Origin of the sequence: Rhodococcus sp. SBT000017, assembly GCF_003688915.1 — a bacterium.
GTDB lineage: Bacteria > Actinomycetota > Actinomycetes > Mycobacteriales > Mycobacteriaceae > Rhodococcoides.
This window is the reverse complement of sequence record NZ_REFU01000001.1, coordinates 1,017,119-1,035,160: the sequence shown is the minus strand read 5'-3', so window position 1 is coordinate 1,035,160 and position 18,042 is coordinate 1,017,119. Positions and strand designations below refer to the sequence as shown.

At 66.4% G+C, this 18,042-nt stretch carries 15 protein-coding genes; 14 read left to right on the top strand and 1 reads right to left on the bottom strand.

The window, feature by feature from the left end:
* Nucleotides 1-67: 67 nt before the first annotated feature.
* The 12 genes from AYK61_RS04485 (at nucleotide 68) to aroB (ending at nucleotide 15,440) form a co-directional block, all read left to right on the top strand.
* Nucleotides 68-2,731: a circularly permuted type 2 ATP-grasp protein gene (locus tag AYK61_RS04485; RefSeq protein WP_121869963.1), complete on the top strand. Its 2,664-nt coding sequence runs from the start codon at nucleotides 68-70 to the stop codon at nucleotides 2,729-2,731.
* Nucleotides 2,731-3,630, top strand: a complete 900-nt coding sequence (locus AYK61_RS04480) for a transglutaminase family protein (RefSeq protein ID WP_121869962.1) — start codon at nucleotides 2,731-2,733, stop codon at nucleotides 3,628-3,630. Before AYK61_RS04485 ends, AYK61_RS04480 begins: the two co-directional genes overlap by 1 nt.
* 155 nt (nucleotides 3,631-3,785) lie before the next feature.
* Nucleotides 3,786-4,955: a kinase gene (locus tag AYK61_RS04475; RefSeq protein WP_121869961.1), complete on the top strand. Its 1,170-nt coding sequence runs from the start codon at nucleotides 3,786-3,788 to the stop codon at nucleotides 4,953-4,955.
* Nucleotides 4,956-5,004: 49 nt separating this feature from the next.
* Nucleotides 5,005-6,399: a replication-associated recombination protein A gene (locus AYK61_RS04470; RefSeq protein ID WP_259467930.1), complete on the top strand. Its 1,395-nt coding sequence runs from the start codon at nucleotides 5,005-5,007 to the stop codon at nucleotides 6,397-6,399.
* Nucleotides 6,400-6,442: 43 nt separating this feature from the next.
* Nucleotides 6,443-9,112: an alanine--tRNA ligase gene (gene alaS, locus AYK61_RS04465; protein WP_121869960.1), complete on the top strand. Its 2,670-nt coding sequence runs from the start codon at nucleotides 6,443-6,445 to the stop codon at nucleotides 9,110-9,112.
* A gap of 5 nt (nucleotides 9,113-9,117) precedes the next feature.
* Nucleotides 9,118-9,648, top strand: coding sequence for a Holliday junction resolvase RuvX (gene ruvX, locus AYK61_RS04460; RefSeq protein WP_121869959.1), 531 nt, complete (start codon nucleotides 9,118-9,120; stop codon nucleotides 9,646-9,648).
* Nucleotides 9,645-11,057 (top strand): endolytic transglycosylase MltG, encoded by a 1,413-nt coding sequence (mltG, locus tag AYK61_RS04455; protein WP_121869958.1) that lies wholly within the window; start codon nucleotides 9,645-9,647, stop codon nucleotides 11,055-11,057. Before ruvX ends, mltG begins: the two co-directional genes overlap by 4 nt.
* A complete protein-coding gene (locus AYK61_RS04450; RefSeq protein WP_397484767.1) occupies nucleotides 11,032-11,871 on the top strand; it encodes a shikimate dehydrogenase in 840 nt (279 codons plus the stop codon). Before mltG ends, AYK61_RS04450 begins: the two co-directional genes overlap by 26 nt.
* 121 nt (nucleotides 11,872-11,992) lie before the next feature.
* On the top strand, nucleotides 11,993-12,565 hold the full coding sequence (locus AYK61_RS04445) for an A24 family peptidase (RefSeq protein ID WP_259467929.1): 573 nt from the start codon (nucleotides 11,993-11,995) through the stop codon (nucleotides 12,563-12,565).
* 12 nt (nucleotides 12,566-12,577) lie between these two features.
* Nucleotides 12,578-13,765 (top strand): chorismate synthase, encoded by a 1,188-nt coding sequence (aroC, locus tag AYK61_RS04440; RefSeq protein WP_094634352.1) that lies wholly within the window; start codon nucleotides 12,578-12,580, stop codon nucleotides 13,763-13,765.
* Nucleotides 13,762-14,313, top strand: a complete 552-nt coding sequence (locus tag AYK61_RS04435) for a shikimate kinase (protein ID WP_121869956.1) — start codon at nucleotides 13,762-13,764, stop codon at nucleotides 14,311-14,313. The genes aroC and AYK61_RS04435 overlap by 4 nt, the downstream gene beginning before the upstream one ends.
* A 14-nt stretch (nucleotides 14,314-14,327) precedes the next feature.
* The gene (gene aroB, locus AYK61_RS04430) at nucleotides 14,328-15,440 is read left to right on the top strand and encodes a 3-dehydroquinate synthase (protein WP_121869955.1); all 1,113 of its coding nucleotides are present in this window, start codon (nucleotides 14,328-14,330) and stop codon (nucleotides 15,438-15,440) included.
* A gap of 90 nt (nucleotides 15,441-15,530) precedes the next feature.
* On the opposite strand, the gene AYK61_RS04425 is transcribed toward aroB, so the two are convergent.
* Nucleotides 15,531-16,190, bottom strand: coding sequence for a B-4DMT family transporter (locus tag AYK61_RS04425; RefSeq protein WP_121869954.1), 660 nt, complete (start codon nucleotides 16,188-16,190; stop codon nucleotides 15,531-15,533).
* Nucleotides 16,191-16,296: 106 nt separating this feature from the next.
* On the opposite strand from AYK61_RS04425, the gene AYK61_RS04420 reads away from it, so the two are divergent.
* Entirely contained in the window at nucleotides 16,297-17,400 is a 1,104-nt protein-coding gene (locus AYK61_RS04420) for a Xaa-Pro peptidase family protein (protein ID WP_121869953.1), read from the top strand.
* Between the two features lie 77 nt (nucleotides 17,401-17,477).
* Entirely contained in the window at nucleotides 17,478-18,041 is a 564-nt protein-coding gene (efp, locus tag AYK61_RS04415) for an elongation factor P (protein ID WP_121869952.1), read from the top strand.
* Nucleotide 18,042 lies beyond the last annotated feature (1 nt).

The following is an 18,042-nucleotide window of genomic DNA, read 5'->3' as shown; positions in this document are numbered from 1 at the left end:
GGTTCCGCAGGTAGCGGATCCGCTCGGCGGCGGAGTGTGATCGACCGACGGAAGGAACAACGGCTCGATGGTGCCCGTGGATACCACCCTGAGTGGAGCCGGCAGGAACGAAGATGTTTCGAGTGGAGCCGGGTCGTCGTGGCTCGCGTATCGCGGTCGACGCGAGGCCGTGACCGGTCGCGTCGATCGGTTCGACGAGATGCTCGATGCCGACGACGCCGTCCGTCCGCATTGGGCGGAGTTGGTCGACGGGATGCGTGAGGCCGGCCCGGGTGCCATGCAGACGTTGCAGTCGCGGGTGAGCCGTCTGGTCGACGACCATGGCATCACGTACAACCCGATTCCGTCGGGTGGCAGCGAAGCGCTACCCAGTGCTGTTCGGTGGGGGCTGGACAGTGTTCCGTTGGTTGTCGCGGCCGACGAGTGGGATCGTCTGGAAGCCGGTTTGGTTCAGCGGTCGATGCTGCTCGATGCGGTGCTCACCGACATCTACGGTGCCCAGGAAACCGTTCGTCGGGGTTTGATTCCGCCGGAGCTGGTCTTCGGCAACCCGGGTTATCTGCGGACGGCGCACGCGATCACCATTCCGGGGCCGCATCAGTTGTTCATGCATGCCGCCGATGTCGCCAGAGGTTCCGACGGCGAGTTCCGAGTCATCGCCGACCGCACGCAGGCGCCGTCGGGAGTGGGGTACGCGCTCGCCGATCGGCGAGTGATGTCGCGCGCGATGCCCGAGTTGTTCCAGGCGAGCAATCCCAGGCCGCTCTCGACGTTCGCTCGCGCGGTGCGGCTGGCGCTTCGTGATGCGGCACCCGCATCGGCCGAGAATCCGGTCGTGGTGGTGCTCAGTCCTGGTTCGCACTCCGAGACTGCATTCGATCAGGCTTATCTCGCAACGGTTCTCGGTTTTCCTCTCGTGGAGAATGCCGATCTCGTGGTCCGTGACGGCTGTCTGTGGATGCGGTCGCTCGGCAAGCTGCGGCGGGTGGATGTGGTGCTGCGCCGAGTCGACGCCGAGTTCGCCGACCCACTCGATCTACGCCCGGATTCGCACCTGGGGGTCGTCGGTCTGGTCGAGGTGCTGCGGCGCGGGGCCGTGAGCGTGGTGAACACCCTCGGTAGCGGTGTGCTCGAGAACCCGGCTCTGCTTCCGCTACTTCCGGCGTTGAGCCGTGGCCTGCTGGACGAGGATCTGATTCTCGGTTCGGTGCAGACCTACTGGGGTGGTGACCCCAATCAGCTTTCGCACATCGGCAGCCGGATGCGTTCGCTGGTGCTGCGGTCGACCACCTCGCGTCGGACGGTGGTGGGGCACGATCTCACCGACGTCGCAGCCAGGGAGCTGTGGAATCGAATCGTTGCCGAGCCGTGGAAGTGGACCGGGCAGGAGGTCCCCGAGTTCTCGTTGGCTCCGGTCGGTTCGTCGATCGACGGCGGGTCGGGTTCGCAGTTGTCGGTGGCCCCCGCGCAGGTGGGGATGAGGTTGTTCACGGTTGCGCAGCGGGGTGGGTACACACCGATGCGCGGCGGCCTGGGGCAGGTGGTGCTCACCGCGCCGGTCACCGAGCCGCTCATCACGGTGGCGTCGAAGGACGTGTGGGTCAAGTCGGTGGAACGGGTCACCCCGGCCGACTCCGCGCCGCACACCCCGCCCGCCACGGTGGAGGAGTTGCCGCAGTACGCCGCGTCCAACGTCGATGTCGTCAGCTCCCCGCGTGTACTCGGCGACCTGTTCTGGTTCGGCCGCTACAGCGAGCGCGCCGAGGACATGACTCGATTGCTCATCGCCGCGCGCGAACGCAATCAGGACTACCGCTCGATGCCGTGGCTCGAAGGCAGCGACAGTCTGCCGATCCTTCTCGAAGCGGTCACGAAGGTCTCGCGCACCTGGCCGGGGTTTCTCGACGAGAAGAACCGCGGCGACGCGACCGTGGAAATGCGGTCGTTGATGCTCTCGACGGGACGGATGGGGTCGCTGGCGCAATCGGTGGACCGGATGCAGCAAGCGGCGCGCGCGGTGCGCGACCAGCTCTCGAACGACACCTGGGCGGTGCTGAACCGCATCGACACCGCGCTCGAGGAGTTGGCCGAGTCGCCGGTTCACAACGGCGCGCAACTGGCGTCGTCGCAGTCGAGTGTGTTGCGTGGTCTGCTCGCGCTGGCCGGCTTGGCGTCGGAGTCGATGGTGCGAGACGCGGGCTGGTACCTGATGGACGCCGGTAAACGTATCGAGCGCGGTCTGCAGCTGACTTCGCTGCTCTCGGCCACACTGAGCCACGCTCTCACTCCGTCCACCGAACAGGCGGTCATCGATTCGGTGTTGTCCGCGGCCGAGTCCTCGGTGATCTACCGCAGACGCAACAGTGGGCGCGCGCGTCCGGCAGCCGTCGCGCAGCTGTTGCTGTTCGACGAGGGCAACCCTCGAGCGTTGGTCTACCAGCTCGATCGGCTTCGGGACGACCTGGGTTCGTTGCCCGATGCCTCGGGTACGTCGCGGCCCGAGCAGCTCGTCGAGCAGATGCGGGTGCGGTTGCGTCGGGTCGACCCGGGCGATCTGGAATCGGTCGACGCGAACGGTCGACGGGTGGAGTTGCTCGAGCTGGTGGACGGCATCCACGACTCACTCGAGGAACTGTCTCGCGTCGTCCTCGCCACGCACATGTCGTTGCCCGGTGGCACGCAGCCGCTGTGGGGCAGCTCGAACGTCCGAACTGCGAACGGGGTGCGGTGATGAGTCGTCGGTACCGAATCAAGCACATCACCACCTACACGTACTCCGACCGCGTGACCTCGTCCTACGGGCGCGGATTCCTCGCGCCGCGCGACATGGACGGGCAGCACTGCGTGGAGAAGTCGGTCACGGTGGAGCCGGCACCCACCGATCAATCCTTCGGCGTTGACGTCTACGGCAACGAGGATGTGTACTTCCACGTGACGCACGACCACGAGAAGTTGGTGGTGACGGCGGATTCGCTGGTGGAGGTGTATCCGCGCCCGGCGGACGAGACCACGTCGTGGCCGGCGACGGCATCCTGGGAGTCCGCTCGGATGGCTCTGTTCGGTGCGAACGTGCCTGCAGATCCGGCTCGCGCGTCGGCTGTGGAGTTCGCTCTGGATCTGCCGACCCCGGAGATCACCGACGAGGTACGCGCCTACGCTGCACCCAGCTTCTGGCCGGGTCGTCCCCTCGCGGACGTCATCGTGGATCTGACGCATCGGATCTTCACCGATTTTCGCTACCTCTCCGGCTCGACGACGGTCTCGACCACTGTGGTCGACGTGCTGGCCGCGCGATCGGGAGTGTGTCAGGACTTCGCTCGGCTTGCCATCGCGTGCCTGCGGTCCCAGGGACTCGCGGCGCGATACGTCTCGGGTTATCTCGCAACCGAACCTCCGCCCGGCAAGGAGCGGATGATCGGGGTCGACGCGACCCACGCGTGGGCTGCGGTGTGGATGCCGAACGATCGTTGGCTCGCCTTCGATCCCACCAACGATCAGCTGGTCGACGAGCGGTACGCGACCGTGGCGTGGGGACGCGACTACGCCGACGTACCTCCACTGCGAGGGGTGATCTACACCGAAGCGGAGGAGAGCACCATCGCCGTATCGGTGGACGTTGCACCGCAGTAGCGAACCCGGCATAATTCGGTCGCTCGGAGGTAACCGACCACCTGGTCGAATCTATGGATGTGGACCGATCAACACCGCAAAACGGACAATCGTGTCTCATTCGTAGTCGTCGACACAGCACAGCAGAACGCAGCGAACGGGTAGCTTGGACATCGATGACCGCAACACTGGCAGACCCTGTATCAGAGGTAGTAGCAGCAGCTCAGCGACTCCTCACCAAACGCACCGGAGCGCCGGTGACGTTGATCGACCCGGTGAATCTGGGGGGTAGCGGCCAAGCGGTCGTGTTGCGAGTCCGAGTATCCGAGAACCCGTTTCAACTGCCCCGCACCCTGGTGATCAAGCAGGTTCGCGACCTCCCCGCCGAATCCGAGCTGCACGCCGAGCTCGCCGACATCCCCGGTTCCAGCGCCTTCCTACGTGAGGCAGCGTCGTACCAGTTCGCCAACGCTCTGGCCACGGACAGCAGGCCCGGACCCGAGCTGCACGCCTACGATCTCGATGCGCGGCTGCTGGTGCTCAGCGATCTCGGCGACGCCAGTCCCATCACCACTCTGTTGCGCAACTCGGACGAAGCCGCGGTGACCAATTCCTTGATGGCCATGGCGCAGGCGCTCGGCCGCATGCATGCCGCCACCGTCGGCCGCGAGGACGACTTCGCCGCTCTGTTGCGCCGGGTGGGGCAACCCGACTCCACCGACGGGATCTCCGCCCAGATACCCGACGCGCTCGCCGAGGTTCCCGGCCTGTTGACCGATCTCCTCGGCGTCGGAACGACCCCGGATGCGATTCTCGAGCGCGTCTCTCGCAGCGGACGACTGTTCGCGCACGGAGCTTTCCGCGCCTTCAGCCCGTCCGACCTGTGCCCCGACAACATCATCGTCAACGACGAAGGCGTACGGTTCCTCGACTACGAGTGGGGCGGATTCCGCGACGCCACCCTCGACATCACCTATGCGTTGGCGTCCTTCCCCGGTTGCCTGTGCAGCTTCGAGCTCTCGCACGACCGCGAGCAGGCGATGATCGACGCGTGGCGCTCGGAAGTGGTGGGCATCTGGCCCGCGTTGGCCGACGACACCACGCTGGCGAGCAAGATCCTCGACGCACGTTTGATCTGGGTATGGCTGAGCACCTACTGGTTCCTGCCCGACGACCACACTCGCATCGCAGCGGCGCGTGCTCACCATCTGTCGGTTCCGCGGTCGCAGGCATTGATGTCGCGGTGGGCGGCGTTGGCGGACAGTGCTGCGCGCCTCGGCGAGACCGGTATCGCCGAGTACGCGACATCGGTCGGCACCGCTCTGCGTACCAAGTGGGAGCGGTAGCCACGACGTCGTTCGCATTTTTCGCAGCGCGATCGGTAGCGTTCGACCGGTGAGCGGCGGCATCGGCAGTGACATCTCGGGGAGCGACGAGTTCGGCGACGACGGACTCTTCGACACGCCTGCGGCACCGGAGGCGACGATCGCCGAGTCCCGTCCGACGTCCACCTACATCAGGCCCGACGCACCGCTGGCGGTGCGAATGCGTCCGACGACCCTCGACGAGGTGGTCGGGCAGTCTCATCTGCTGGCTCCCGGCGCACCGCTGCGCCGTCTCGTCGAGGGTTCCGGAGCGTCCTCGGTGATGCTCTACGGTCCACCGGGAACCGGCAAGACGACGCTGGCCTCGCTGATCTCGGGGGCGACCGGACGCAAGTTCGAGGCGCTGTCGGCCCTGTCGGCCGGCGTCAAGGAAGTGCGCACCGTCATCGAACTGGCACGACGTCGACTGCTCTCGGGCGAGCAGACGGTGCTGTTCATCGACGAGGTGCACCGGTTCTCCAAGACACAGCAGGATGCACTGCTCGCTGCCGTCGAGAATCGGATCGTGTTGTTGGTGGCTGCGACCACCGAAAACCCGTCGTTCTCGGTGGTGTCTCCACTGCTGTCCCGATCGTTGGTTCTGCAGTTGCAGCCGCTGGGGTCCGAGGATATCGAGTTGTTGCTCACTCGCGCCGCCAACGATCCGCGCGGCCTAGACGGTGCGGTGACCATCGCCGAGGACGCAATGGAGCACCTGGTGCGTCTCGCGGCCGGTGACGCCCGCCGAGCGCTGACGGCCCTCGAGGCGGCAGCGGGCGCCGCAACCGACGGAACGTTGGACCTCGCGACCGTCGAGGCCAGTGTCGACAAGGCCGCCGTGCGGTACGACCGCGACGGAGATCAGCACTACGACGTCATCAGTGCGTTCATCAAGTCGATCCGAGGATCCGACGTCGACGCAGCCCTGCACTATCTGGCGCGGATGATCACGGCAGGCGAGGACGCGCGCTTCATCGCTCGGCGACTGGTGGTGCACGCCAGCGAGGACATCGGGATGGCCGATCCCACCGCGCTGCAGACCGCGACGGCCGCTGCCAGCGCGGTGCAGATGATCGGGATGCCAGAGGCGCGGTTGGCGCTGGCGCAGGCCACGATCCACCTGGCGACGGCGCCCAAGTCCGGGGCCGTGATCGGCGCACTCGGTGCGGCGATGGCCGACGTTGCGGCAGGCAAGTCGGGATCGGTGCCGCCGCATCTCCGCGACGGCCACTACAAGGGAGCGCAGGGACTGGGAAACGCCGTCGGGTATCGGTACCCGCACAGCAGTCCGGGCGGCGTGCTGGGGCAGCAGTATCCGCCGGACGAGCTGGTGGGCGTGAACTACTACGAGCCCACCGAACACGGTGCCGAGCGCGAAATCGCGACCAGGGTGGGGAAACTGCGACGCATCATCCGAGGCCGATAGGCCCTCGAGTCGGCACAGGGTCTGACGACGCTAACCTGTATCTGTGCAGACCCATGAGATCCGCAGGCGTTTCCTCGACCATTTCGTGAAGGCGGGACACACCGAAGTACCCAGTGCGTCGTTGATTCTCGACGACCCGAACCTGCTGTTCGTCAACGCGGGCATGGTCCCCTTCGTGCCGTTCTTCCTCGGTCAGCAGACACCGCCGTACAAGACGGCGACGAGCGTCCAGAAGTGCGTGCGCACCCTCGACATCGAGAACGTCGGTATCACCACCCGCCACAACACGTTCTTCCAGATGGCAGGCAACTTCTCGTTCGGTGACTACTTCAAGCGCGACGCCATTCGGCACGCCTGGTCGCTGTTGACCGACAGTGTCGAGGACGGTGGGTACGGGTTCGACCCCGAGCGCATCTGGGCCACTGCATATCTCGACGACGACGAGGCCATCGAACTCTGGAAGGAGATCGCCGGCCTGCCCGACGATCGAATTCAACGGCGCGGAATGGCCGACAACTACTGGTCCATGGGCATTCCCGGCCCATGCGGCCCGTGCTCGGAGATCTACTACGACCGCGGACCCGAGTTCGGTGCCGAGGGCGGTCCAGAAGCCGACGAGGATCGGTACATCGAGATCTGGAACCTCGTGTTCATGCAGAACGAGCGCGGCAAGGGAATCAGCAAGGACGACTTCGAGATCCTCGGTCCGTTGCCGAAACAGAACATCGACACCGGCATGGGCGTCGAGCGCGTCGCGTTTCTGCTGCAGGGCGTGGACAACGTCTACGAGACCGACCTCGTTCGGCCGGTGATCGCCAAGGCCGAGGAGCTCTCGGGACGCGCCTACGGTGCGAATCACGAAAACGACGTCCGTTTCCGCGTCATCGCCGATCACGCGCGCACCGCTGCGCTGCTCATCTCCGACGGGGTCAACCCCGGCAACGACGGTCGCGGCTACGTACTGCGCCGGTTGCTGCGCCGCATCGTACGCTCGGCACGTCTGCTGGGAGCACCCGACGAGACCATGGCTCAGTTCGTCACCGTCGTGCGCGACACGATGGCCGAGTCCTACCCGAACCTCGTCACCGACTTCGATCGCATCCTCACCGTCGCGGTGGGGGAGGAGACGGCGTTTCTCAAGACCCTCACCTCGGGCTCACGACTGTTCGAGGGTGCCGCCGAGGCAGTCAAGGCGTCGGGTGCGAAGAAGATCGGCGGCGCAGAAGCATTCGCGCTGCACGACACCTACGGGTTCCCGATCGATCTGACGCTCGAGATGGCCGCCGAGGCGGGGCTGTCTGTCGACGAGGACGGATTCCGATCGCTGATGGCCGAGCAGCGCAACCGGGCCAAGGACGACGCCCGCGCCCGCAAGCACGCGCACGCCGACCTGACGGTCTACAAGGATTTCGTCGACGGTTCGCCGACCGAGTTCACCGGATTCGACGAACTCGGTTCCGACGCAACAGTGTTGGCGTTGATCTCCAACGGCGTCCGGGTTCCGACCGCGGTTGCGGGAGACAGAATCGAGATCATTCTCGATCGCAGTCCGCTCTACGCCGAGTCCGGTGGTCAGATCGCCGACATCGGCACGATCACCGCCCCTGGCCTCGGTGTCAAGGTCAACGACGTGCAGAAGATCGCCAAGAAGCTCTGGACGCACAAGTCCGTGGTCGAGTCGGGTCAGATCACCGAAGGCGACACCGTCCACGTCGACGTCGATCACGCCTGGCGCAAGGGTGCGACGCAGGGCCACTCGGGTACGCACATGGTGCATGCGGCACTGAGACAGGTCCTCGGGCCGAACGCGACGCAGGCGGGATCGCTCAACAAGCCCGGCTACCTCAGGTTCGACTTCTCGTGGCAGGGCGCACTCTCGGAGGCCCAGCGCGACGACATCGAGAACGTCGCAAACGACGCGGTGGGTTCGGACTTCGCGGTCAACACTCTGGTCACCGACCTCGACAGCGCCAAGAAGATGGGCGCGATGGCCCTGTTCGGCGAGAACTACGGCGACGAAGTGCGCGTCGTCGAAATCGGCGGACCGTTCTCGATGGAACTGTGCGGTGGTACGCACGTGCAGCACTCGTCGCAGATCGGCCCTGTCACCATTCTCGGTGAATCGTCCGTCGGCTCCGGAGTGCGCCGAGTCGAAGCCTTCGTCGGCCTCGATTCGTACCGCTATCTCGCCAAGGAACGCGCACTGCTGGCCGGCATCGCGTCCTCGCTGAAGGTGCCGTCCGAGGAGGTCCCGGCCCGCATCGAAACCATGGTCGAGCGCCTGCGCGTCGCGGAGAAGGAACTCGACGCCGTCAAGGCCGCTGCCGTGCTGGCCTCGGCAGGTGAGTTCGTCGGCAAGGCCGAGCGATTCGGTGATGTGCGAGCGGTGGTCGCTCAGGCACCGGACGGCGTCGGCGGCAATGACCTGCGCACCCTGGTGACCGACATTCGCGGACGGCTGGGCACCGACCCGGCCGTGGTGGTGTTGTTCGGCACCGTGAACGGCAAGGTCCCGTTCGTGGTCTCGACCAACAAGGCAGCTCAGGATGCAGGCGTCGCGGCAGGCGATCTGGTGGCGGCCTTCGGTCCGAGCATCGGTGGCCGAGGCGGCGGCAAGCCCGAGCTGGCTCAGGGGTCGGGATCGGACGTCGCCGGAATCGCAGCCGGTATCGACGCCGCCCGGGCTCGGCTGAACGAACTCACGACCCACTGACGATCGTGGTAGGTCAGGGGCGCGGCCCCGATCGGCCAGGCGTCGACGATCCCGGACGCGGCCGTCGTATCGGCATCGACGTCGGCAGCGTCCGCATCGGCATCGCCTCGAGTGATCCCGACGGTGTACTCGCCACGCCGGTCGAGACCGTGCCGCGGTCGAAGATCAAGGGTCCCGACGCGCCGGACGTGGTGCGGGTGGCGGAGATCGTCGCCGAGTACGAGGCCGTCGAGATCGTGATCGGGCTTCCCCGGACGCTGCGCGGAGAGCGCGGCAGCGCCGTCGAGGCAGCCGAGAGATTCGGCCGCTCCCTGTACCGGCGGTTGGGTGATGTACCGATTCGGATGGCCGACGAGCGACTGACTACCGTGAGCGCATCGCGCGCGTTACGGGACAGTGGAGTGCGAGCCAAGAACCAACGATCGGTGATCGATCAGGCTGCGGCGGTGGCGATATTGCAGGGCTGGCTCGACGAGCGCCGTGCCGTGTCGGATCGTGCAGCGAACAATTCAGGATCGACGGAGGTCGACGAGTGAACAACCAAGGGCCCGATCGGGACCGGCGAGACGCGCGCTCGGACGAGGCGCACACCGACCCGATCGGCTATTCCGTGGACGAGGGCAGCGAGTTCGACCGACGCATGCAGGGCCATCCGCAGCGTCAGGAGCCGCACCCCCGGGCATCTCGGAACGTAGATCGGGAGCCCGATCACGAGGCCGAGCGCGGGGCGGTGCCCCAGGAGGTCGGGCGTAGCCGTGCTGCGACCCGCAAGGACCGAGCCGCGTCCAGCCGCAAGCGTCGCGGTTGGCTGGTGGCTGCAGTGCTCGGGCTCGTACTGCTTGTGGCCGTGGCGGGCGGAGGGTATTTCGCGGTGAACAAGTTCGGCAATCGCACGACACCGAACGCGGACTTCGCCGCAGGCTCCCCGGGGGACGGCGTGGTGATTCAGGTTCATCCCAACGACACCGCACAGCAGATCGGTACCCAGGCAGCGGACAAGGGTGTCGTGGCCAGCTCGGGTGCGTTCCTCGAGGCAGCCCTCCTGAACAACGCCATCACTTCGGTTCAACCCGGCTTCTATCTGCTCGCCAGCAACGTGCCTGCATCGCAGGCCGTGACCGAACTCGTGGACCCCGCGTCCCGGGTGGGCAACATGGTGATCTCGGAGGGCCGACAGCTTCACGATGCGCGCGACGTGAACACCGATGCCGTCAAGAAGGGCATCTACACCCTGATCTCCGAGGCCAGCTGCGTGGACCGAACCGGCAGTGGAACCCCAACCTGCGTGAGCTACGACGATCTCAACGTGGCAGGAGCCGTGGACGACCCGGCTGCCTTGGGCGTCCCGGACTGGGCCACCGATCGCGTCGAGGGAGTCCCGGATCGCGATCGGCAGCTCGAAGGCCTGATCGCCGCGGGAACCTGGGATTTCGACCCCAGCGCGACTCCGACCGACATTCTGAAGCAGTTGGTGTCCGAGAGTGCGACTCGCTACGAGGACACCGGAATCCTCACCGCCGGTGCCAACTCCGGGCTGACTCCGTACGACACCCTCGTCGCCGCCTCGCTCGTCGAACGTGAGTCCCTGCCCCAGGACTTCAGCAAAGTGGCCCGGGTGATCCTCAACCGCCTCGCGGTGCCGCAGAAGCTCGAGTTCGACTCGACCGTCAACTACTCGCTCGACACGACCGAGGTGGCCACCACCGACGCCGACCGAGCCCGCGTCACCCCGTGGAACACCTATGCCAGCGAGGGGCTGCCCGCAACCCCGATCTCCTCGCCGAGTATCGGTGCGGTGCAGGCGGTCGAGATGCCTGCCGACGGCGACTGGTTGTACTTCGTGACCATCAACCAGGCGGGCGAAACTCTGTTCACCCGCAGCTACGAGGAACATCTGGCGAACATCACCAGGGTCGAGGATGGCTTCCTCGACAGCGGTCGCTGACATGCGCGCCGCCGTGTTGGGCAGCCCCGTCGAACATTCGAAGTCGCCGGTGCTGCACTGTGCTGCGTATCGCGCGCTCGGTCTCGCCGACTGGACCTACGAGCGCATCGACTGCACCGGTGAGCAGTTGCCCGGTCTGCTCGACGGTTTCGGTCCCGAATGGGTCGGTGTGTCGGTCACCATGCCGGGCAAGGTTGCAGCGCTGGCGTACGCGACCGAGCGCACCGCGCGGGCAGTTCTGGCCGGCTCGGCGAACACCCTCGTGCGCACCGCGTCGGGCTGGCGCGCCGACTGCACGGACGTCGACGGGATCGTGGGTGCACTGCGCGACGCCGGAGTCGAGGACCTGTCCGGTAGCACCGTGACGGTGGTCGGTGCCGGGGGAACGTCGAGGCCGGCGGTCGTGGCGCTGGCCGGGCTCGGGGCTACTGCGGTCACCGTGGTCGCGCGGTCGGCCGACCGCGCCCGGGACACACTGGACTGCGCCGTCGCCGCGGGGATGCGCGCGGAGTTCGTGGACATGACCGACCCTCGTCTCGCCACTGTCGCAGCGGAGTCGGCTGTACTGGTCAGCACCGTTCCCGCGGCTGGAGCCGCCGACATCGCGTCGGATCTCGCCCATGCGCCGTTGGTTCTCGACGCCATCTACGATCCCTGGCCGACGCCACTCGCCACTGCCGTGGAGGCTGCCGGAGGAACCGTCATCAGCGGATTGTCGATGCTGCTCAATCAGGCGTACGGGCAGGTCGAACAGTTCACCGGCAGGCCGGCCCCGAGAGCGATCATGCGGGACGCGCTGACCACCATGCGGTGAGTTCGGACCGTCGGTAGTCTACAGGCCGTAGTTGTCCACAGGCCGTGAGTTGTACACAGGGCAATCTGCCACCTGGGCCTTTCGACACAACCGATCGCTGCCGCAGTGCAACCCTTCGATCATGATGGGTCTGTGTGTCGCGGTCGTGGTCGGTGCCGCCGCGGGAATGACGATGTGCCGCTTCCTGGTCCGATGGGAGCCTCGGCTCCTGCCGCTGCTGTGTGCGCTCGGGACCGGATGGGTCTGGTGGCGGTTCGGCGGTTCCGGGTACGCGGTTCCGTTGTGCATCACGACGTGGTGGTTCGCCGCGCTCAGCGCTGTCGACCTGCAGCGACGCCGGTTGCCGAACGTCTTGACCGTCCCCGGTGCGATCGTGGTGACGATCGCGCTCGTGCTCACCGGCTCGGCGGGGGCACTGCTCGGCGGCGCTCTGCTGTTCGCGATCTACCTCGTCGTTCATCTTCTCGCGCCCGCGGCGTTCGGAGCGGGGGACGTCAAACTCGCCTGGTCGGTAGGCTCGATCGCGTGCGTCGGCGGCGGGGAAGGATGGGCGATCGCCGCGCTGTCGGCACCGGTGGCAACTGCCGTGGTGGGGTCGATTGCCGCGGCGTTCGGGCACCGGCGAGCCCGCATCCCGCACGGCCCGTCCATGTGCGCGGCCACCCTGCTGGCATCCGCGGCGTCCCTGGCGTGAAAAGATGTTCGAGTGCTGCGCTGGATAACTGCCGGAGAATCCCACGGACCCGCTCTCGTCGCCATCCTCGAAGGAATGGTCGCGGGAGTAGAGGTGACCTCGGACGACATTGCCTCTCAACTCGCTCGCCGTCGCCTCGGCTACGGCCGTGGTGCCCGCATGAAGTTCGAGGCCGACAAAGTGACCCTCACCGGCGGTGTCCGACACGGACGCACCATGGGCGGGCCGGTCGCGATCGAGGTCGGCAACACGGAGTGGCCCAAGTGGGAGCAGGTGATGTCGGCCGACCCCGTCGACGATGCAGTGCTCGCGGATCTCGCGCGCAACTCTCCGTTGACACGGCCGCGGCCCGGCCACGCCGACTTCTCGGGAATGCTCAAGTACGGCTTCGACGACGCTCGTCCGGTTCTCGAACGCGCCAGCGCCCGTGAGACGGCCGCCCGGGTCGCCATCGGCACTGTCGCCCGTCTGTTCCTGAAGCAGGCGTTCGGCGTCGAGGTCGTGTCCCATGTGATCTCCATCGGCGCATCCGACCCCTACGTCGGACCGCCGCCCGCAGGTGCCGATCTCGACGCGATCGACGCCTCTCCGGTTCGCGCCTTCGACAAAGCCGCCGAAGAATCGATGATCGCCGAGATCGAGGCCGCGAAGAAGGACGGCGACACCCTCGGCGGCGTCGTCGAGGTCGTCGTGCACGGCCTCCCCGTCGGCCTCGGATCGTTCGTCTCCGGAGAACGCAAGCTCGACGCCAGACTCGCCGCGGCACTGATGGGTATCCAGGCCATCAAGGGGGTCGAGATCGGGGACGGTTTCGAGACCGCGCGTCGACGCGGAAGCGTCGCCCACGACGAGATCAAGCCCGGCCCGGACGGTGTGTTGCGCTCGACCAACCGTGCAGGCGGCATCGAGGGCGGTATGACCAATGGTGAGGCACTGCGAGTGCGGGCGGCGATGAAGCCCATCTCGACGGTTCCGCGCGCGTTGGCGACGGTCGACATGACGACCGGCGACGAGGCAGTGGCCATTCATCAGCGCTCGGACGTCTGCGCGGTTCCGGCCGCCGGTGTCGTGGCCGAGACCATGGTCGCCCTTGTGGTCGCGCAGGCAGCGTTGGAGAAGTTCGGTGGGGACTCGCTGGCGGAGACGACGAGCAACGTCGACCACTACGTGAAGGGCACCGCCGCCCGACCTCCACGATGACCCCGTACGCGGTCCTCGTCGGACCGCCGGGAGCAGGGAAGTCGACGATCGGTCGACGGCTGGCACAGGCTCTCGACCTGGATCTGTTCGACACCGATGTGGCCATCGAGCGAGACACCGGTCGTACGATCGCCGACATCTTCAGCCGCGACGGCGAACCGGCTTTTCGGCAGATCGAGGAGCGGATAGTCGCCGGTGCTCTGGCCTCGCACGATGGAATCGTCTCCCTCGGTGGTGGTGCTGTGTTGTCGCCCGCGACCCGCGCCTTGCTGTCCGGGCACACCGTGGTGTACCTGGAAATCAGTGTGGCCGAAGGGCTTCGGCGTACCGGCGCCAATACGGTTCGGCCGCTGCTCGCCGGTCCCGACCCGCGTGCGAAGTACCAGGAACTGATGCGTCATCGGCGACCTCTCTATCGTTCGGTCGCCACGGTGCGAGTGCGCACCGACAGTCGCAGCCCCGCGCGGGTCGTAGGCCAGTTGGTGGCGAAGCTGACGGCGATCGCCCCTGTTCCCGGGCGCGATGCGAACGAGAAAAACCCCCAGTAGATGAAGGTGATTCGATGACAGAGCCAGTGCGCGTCCAGGTCGAGACTGCCAACCCGTATCCGGTGATCATCGGCCGAGGTCTGTTGACGGACCTCGTCGACGAGCTCGCCGGAACGGCCACCGTGGCGATCTTCCACCAGCCTCCGCTGGCAGAGACCGCGGATGCTGTCCGAGCTGCGTTGGCGGACAAGGGAATCGACGCTCACCGCATCGAGATCCCGGATGCCGAGGACGGCAAGGACCTTGCTGTGGCGGGGTTCTGCTGGGAAGTCCTCGGCCGAATCGGTCTCACTCGCAGCGACGCGATCGTCAGTCTGGGCGGCGGAGCGGCAACGGACCTGGCCGGATTCGTGGCAGCGACCTGGATGCGCGGCGTCCGTATCGTGCACGTCCCGACCACGCTGCTGGCCATGGTCGACGCGGCCGTGGGCGGCAAGACCGGCATCAACACCGATGCGGGCAAGAACCTCGTCGGCTCGTTCCACGAACCGGCCGCCGTGTTGATCGATCTGGCGACGCTCGAGACCGTGCCGAAGAACGAGATCGTCTCGGGCATGGCCGAGGTGATCAAGACCGGGTTCATCGCGGATCCGAAGATTCTCGACATCATCGAGGCCGATCCTGCTGCGGCGCTGGATCCGACCGGCGACGTTCTGCCGGAGTTGATCAGGCGCTCGGTCGAGGTCAAGGCGAAGGTGGTGGCGGCCGATCTGCGCGAGTCGAACCTGCGCGAGATCCTGAACTACGGGCACACGCTCGCGCACGCGATCGAGCGGCGGGAGCAGTACCGCTGGCGTCACGGTGCCGCGGTGTCGGTCGGTCTGGTGTTCGCCGCCGAGCTGGGCCGCCTGGCCGGCCGCCTGGACGACGCAACTGCCGACCGCCACCGTTCGATTCTCGAATCGGTCGGCTTGCCGGTCACCTACGACGAGCACGCGTTCTCGGATCTGCTCAAGGGCATGCAGACGGACAAGAAGAACCGTGCCGGGTTGCTGCGGTTCGTGGTTCTGGACGGTCTGGCCAAGCCAGGACGGCTCGAGGGTCCGGATCCGGCACTGCTCGTCGCCGCATTCTCGGCGGTCGGCCGCGAGGCCCCGGCCGCAGGTGGGTCGGCCATCCTGTTGTGACCCGTGAGAGGCGACTCGGGTTCGAACGAAGAACGGGCGGTGATCGACGCGCACAGCGTCGATCACCGCCCGTAGGCCGATGTGAGGGAGTCAGGAACCGTCGGCGCTGCCGTGACGACCGCGCTCGTCCAGCCGTGGCTTGCCGTCTGCGTCCACCGCCGAGAACACCTCGGTGTCGGCTTCGCCGTGCTCGGAGGCCCACTGAGTTTCTGATTGCGGAGTTTCCGACCGCGCAGTTTCGGCCTGACTCGACCGGTTCTCCTGGCCTGCGTTGACCAGCTGGCGGTCGTGCGCTCGTTCGGCGTCCGACGTGGCCAACTTCTTCTTGGCCTCGCGGTTGACGATCTGTCTTCCCACGAACACCGCGACGCTGGCGGCGATGAAGATGGTGAGAATGGTGAACGCGGCTCCGGACGTCAGCTCGAAGACCAGACCGTTCTGACCCAGGCTGAAGTCGACGAAGAAGTCGACGATCCAGCTCAGGAGACCTCCGAGGAGTCCACCGACCACAGCGGCTTTGAGCCAGACCATGGTCAGGTCCTCGCCGTCGTCGGGGTCAGGATGCTTGCGTCGGTCGCGGATTCCGTCGATGCCGGCCCACACGATGATGACGAGCAGCACGAGGGCGTATGCCACCCAGCGCAGTGCCGATCCGCTCAGCGGCCACATCGATACTGCTGCCCCCAGCAGCAGTCGAACGACGACATTGAACAACCCCATACATATGCCACGCACTGCCCACCCAGTCATGCGGCACAGCATATCCGCACGTCGAACTTCGTGTGTCGGGGCCCACAACTTCGGTGACCCGGTCGAGTGAAAAGGAGCCCATGGAACGACCGGTAATGTCGACGGCATGCCTGCCGATTTCGGTGCCCGTCGTGGTGCCCTACGAGAACTGTTGGCCGCCGACGCACTCGATTCGATGTTGATCACCGATCTTCTCAACGTCCGATATCTGACGGGCTTCACCGGGTCGAACGCCGCATTGCTGGTCTCGGCGACCGATTCGGCCGGTGACGAGGATCGGACGGTCATCTGCACCGACGGTCGGTACGTCACTCAGGTGGCCGAGCAGGTGCCGGATCTGCGGGCCGAGATCGACCGGGCCTCGGCGATCCACCTGCTTCGATCGGGTGTGTCGGGGCGTGGCGGCCGGGTCGGTTTCGAGAGCCACGTGGTGACCGTCGACGCTCATCGCGCGTGGTCCGAGCTCGACGGCGCTGTGGAGTTGGTGCGCGCACCGGGTGTCGTGGAATCGCTGCGCATGGTCAAGGACGAGTTCGAGGTGGGGTTGCTCAGGGACGCCTGCCGGGCCGCCGACGACGCCCTGGCTCGGTTGATCGGTGGGGGCGGCATCCGTGCCGGTCGGACCGAGCGTGAGGTCGCGCGCGAGCTGGAGTCGTCGATGCTCGATCACGGTGCCGATGCGATCTCGTTCGAGACCATCGTCGCTGCGGGGGCCAACTCCGCGGTCCCGCATCACCGGCCCACCGATGCGGTGCTGGCCGACGGCGACTTCGTCAAGCTCGACTTCGGTGCACTCGTCGGCGGTTACCACTCGGACATGACTCGGACCTTCGTGATCGGGACTCCCGCGCAGTGGCAGCGCGATCTGTACGAGCTGGTGCAGCGGTCCCAGACGGCAGGTCGAGAGGCTCTGGCACCGGGAGTGACCACCGCCTCGGTCGACGCCGCGTCGCGATCGGTGATCGAGGACGCAGGGTACGGGGAGTACTTCCTCCACGGGCTCGGCCACGGCGTCGGCCTGGAAATCCACGAAGCGCCGGGAATCGCGAAGACGAGCACCGGTACACTGCTGAGCGGTGCAGCGGTCACCGTCGAGCCGGGTGTCTACTTCTCCGGTCGCGGCGGCGTTCGGATCGAGGACACACTCGTCGTTCGCGACGGGGGTCCGGAACTGCTCACCCTGACAAGCAAGGAACTCACGTCCGTCTAGCGCGCGGGCGGGAGCGAATCCAAGCCCGTGACCGACGGCGCGTCACGCGCACAAACGATTGAGGAGACCCGAAGCAAGTGGCTTCCACCAGCGATTTCAAGAACGGACTGGTTCTCAACCTGGAGAACCAGCTGTGGTCGATCATCGAATTCCAGCACGTCAAGCCCGGCAAGGGACCCGCATTCGTGCGGACCAAGCTCAAGAACGTGCTCTCGGGCAAGGTCGTCGACAAGACGTTCAACGCCGGTGTGAAGGTCGAGACCGCAACGGTCGACCGTCGCGATATGACGTACCTCTACCACGACGGTAGCGATTACGTGTTCATGGACGCCGACACCTACGACCAGCTAGCGATCGGTGAAGCCACCGTCGGTGACGGCGCGCGCTTCCTGCTCGAGAACCTCCGGGTTCAGGTTGCCATGCACGAGGGCGTGCCGCTGTACGTAGAGCTTCCCGTCACGGTCGAGCTCGAGGTCAAGCACACCGATCCCGGTCTGCAGGGCGACCGCTCCACCGGCGGCACCAAGCCGGCGACCCTCGAGACCGGAGCCGAAATCTCGGTGCCGCTGTTCATCAACACCGGCGACAAGCTCAAGGTCGACTCGCGTGACGGAAACTACCTCGGGCGTGTGAACTCCTAAC